The 2,286-nt window shown below is 69.2% G+C and carries 3 protein-coding genes; all 3 read left to right on the forward strand.

Annotated elements, in window-relative coordinates:
- Positions 1-181, forward strand: a 181-nt coding sequence (ureA, locus tag AC2VOP_RS21760) for an urease subunit gamma (RefSeq protein WP_486962893.1), incomplete at its 5' end; no start/stop codon positions are given.
- Positions 178-489 carry an urease subunit beta gene (locus AC2VOP_RS21765; RefSeq protein WP_486962894.1) on the forward strand — a complete coding sequence of 104 codons (312 nt, stop codon included), beginning with the start codon at positions 178-180 and terminating at the stop codon, positions 487-489. The genes ureA and AC2VOP_RS21765, both read left to right, overlap by 4 nt.
- A complete protein-coding gene (locus AC2VOP_RS21770) occupies positions 489-2,210 on the forward strand; it encodes an urease subunit alpha (protein WP_486962895.1) in 1,722 nt (573 codons plus the stop codon). Before AC2VOP_RS21765 ends, AC2VOP_RS21770 begins: the two co-directional genes overlap by 1 nt.
- The last annotated feature ends 76 nt before the right edge of the window (positions 2,211-2,286 follow it).

Raw genomic sequence — 2,286 nt, forward strand, 5'->3', positions numbered from 1 at the left:
CCACATCCTCGAGGGCGCCCGCGACGGCCGCACGGTCGCCCAGCTGATGGCCAGCGGCGGCGATGTGCTGACCCGCGACGACGTGATGGAGGGAGTACCCGAGATGCTCGACGACGTGCAGGTGGAAGCGACGTTCCCGGACGGCACCAAGCTGGTCACCGTTCACCACCCGATCGCATGATTCCCGGCGAAATCCTCTACGGCAACGGCGATATCGAGATCAATGCGGGCGCAAAGCGCCTCGAGATGGAGATCGTCAACACCGGGGACCGCCCGATCCAGGTCGGCAGTCACGTCCATCTTCCGCAGGCGAACAAGGCGTTGTCGTTCGACCGCGCGGCCGCACACGGCCACCGGCTGGACGTCCCCGCCGCGACTGCCGTGCGTTTCGAACCCGGTGTGCCCCAGCGGGTGCGACTGGTTCCGCTGCGCGGACGGCGTGAGGTGCACGGACTGACACTGGATCCCCCCGGAAGGCTGGACGACTGATGGCGCCACTGTCCCGTGACCGCTACGCCCTGGTGTACGGGCCCACCACCGGCGACCGGGTCCGGCTGGCCGACACCGACCTGCTGGTGGAGATCACCGAGGACCGCAGCGGCGGGCCGGGTCTGGCCGGCGACGAGGCGGTGTTCGGCGGCGGCAAGGTGCTGCGCGAGTCGATGGGCCAGGGGCGCGCCACCCGGGCCGAGGGTGCGCCCGACACCGTGATTACCGGCGCGATCGTCCTCGACTACTGGGGAATCATCAAGGCCGACATCGGGATTCGCGATGGCCGCATCACCGCGCTGGGCAAGGCCGGCAACCCCGACATCATGTCGGGGGTGCACCCGGACCTGGTGGTCGGGCCGTCCACCGAGGTCATCGGGGGCAACGGCCTGATCGTGACCGCGGGGGCGATCGACAGCCACGTGCATCTGATCTGCCCGCAGCTCATTCCCGAGGCGATCGGCTCCGGCGTCACCACCATCGTCGGGGGTGGCACCGGGCCCGCCGAGGGCAGCAAGGCCACGACCGTCACCCCGGGCGCCTGGCACCTGGGCCGCATGCTGGAAGCCCTGGACGGCTGGCCGGTGAACTTCGCGCTGCTGGGCAAGGGGAACACCGTCAGCGCCGAGGGGCTGTGGGAGCAATTGCGCGGTGGCGCATCGGGTTTCAAACTGCACGAGGACTGGGGATCGACGCCGGCGGTGATCGATGCGTGCCTGAGGGTGGCCGACGCGGCGGGCGTGCAGGTGGCGCTGCACACCGACACACTCAACGAGATGGGATTTGTCGAGGACACACTGGCCGCGATCGCCGGCCGCTCGATCCATACCTACCACACCGAGGGCGCCGGCGGTGGCCATGCGCCGGACATCATCAGGGTCGCCGGCCAACCCAATGTGCTGCCCAGCTCCACCAACCCGACCCGCCCGCACACGCGCAACACCCTCGACGAGCATCTGGACATGCTGATGGTCTGCCATCATCTGAACCCCGCGGTGCCCGGAGATCTGGCGTTCGCCGAGAGCCGGATCCGGGGATCGACGATGACCGCCGAGGACGTGCTGCACGACATGGGCGCGATCTCGATCGTGGGCAGCGACTCGCAGGCCATGGGCCGCATCGGCGAGACGGTGATACGCACCTGGCAGAGCGCCCACGTGATGAAACGCCGTCGCGGCGCACTGCCCGGTGACGGTGCCGCGGACAACAACCGGGTGCAGCGCTACGTCGCCAAATACACCATCTGCCCGGCGATCGCCCACGGCATGGATCGTGAGATCGGTTCTGTGGAGGTGGGCAAGCTCGCGGACCTGGTGTTGTGGGAGCCGGCGTTCTTCGGGGTACGCCCGCACCTGGTCATCAAGGGCGGCATGATCTCGTGGGCGGCGATGGGTGACGCGAATGCGTCCATCCCTACCCCGCAGCCGGTGTTGCCGCGGCCGATGTTCGGGGCCGCTCCAGCCACCGCGGCGGCGACCTCCGTGCATTTCGTCTCGCCGCAGGCCATCGAGGCCGGTGTGGCCGACAGGCTCGCGGTCCGCAGGCCGCTGGTGCCGGTCGCCGATGTTCGCGCCGTGGGCAAGGCGCAGCTGCCGCTCAACGACGCCTTGCCCGACATCAGGGTCGACCCGGACACCTTCACCGTCCGCATCGACGGCGAGGTCTGGCCGGAACAACCGCCGACCGAATTGCCGATGGCGCAGCGCTATTTTCTGTTCTGATCGCTCGCGCGACACGTTCCCGGCGGGCGCAGTGGACGGGCTTCGGCAGCGCCGATACCGGGGCGTGGAAGGATCG

It is taken from the genome of Mycobacterium sp. TH-M106, assembly GCF_057473765.1.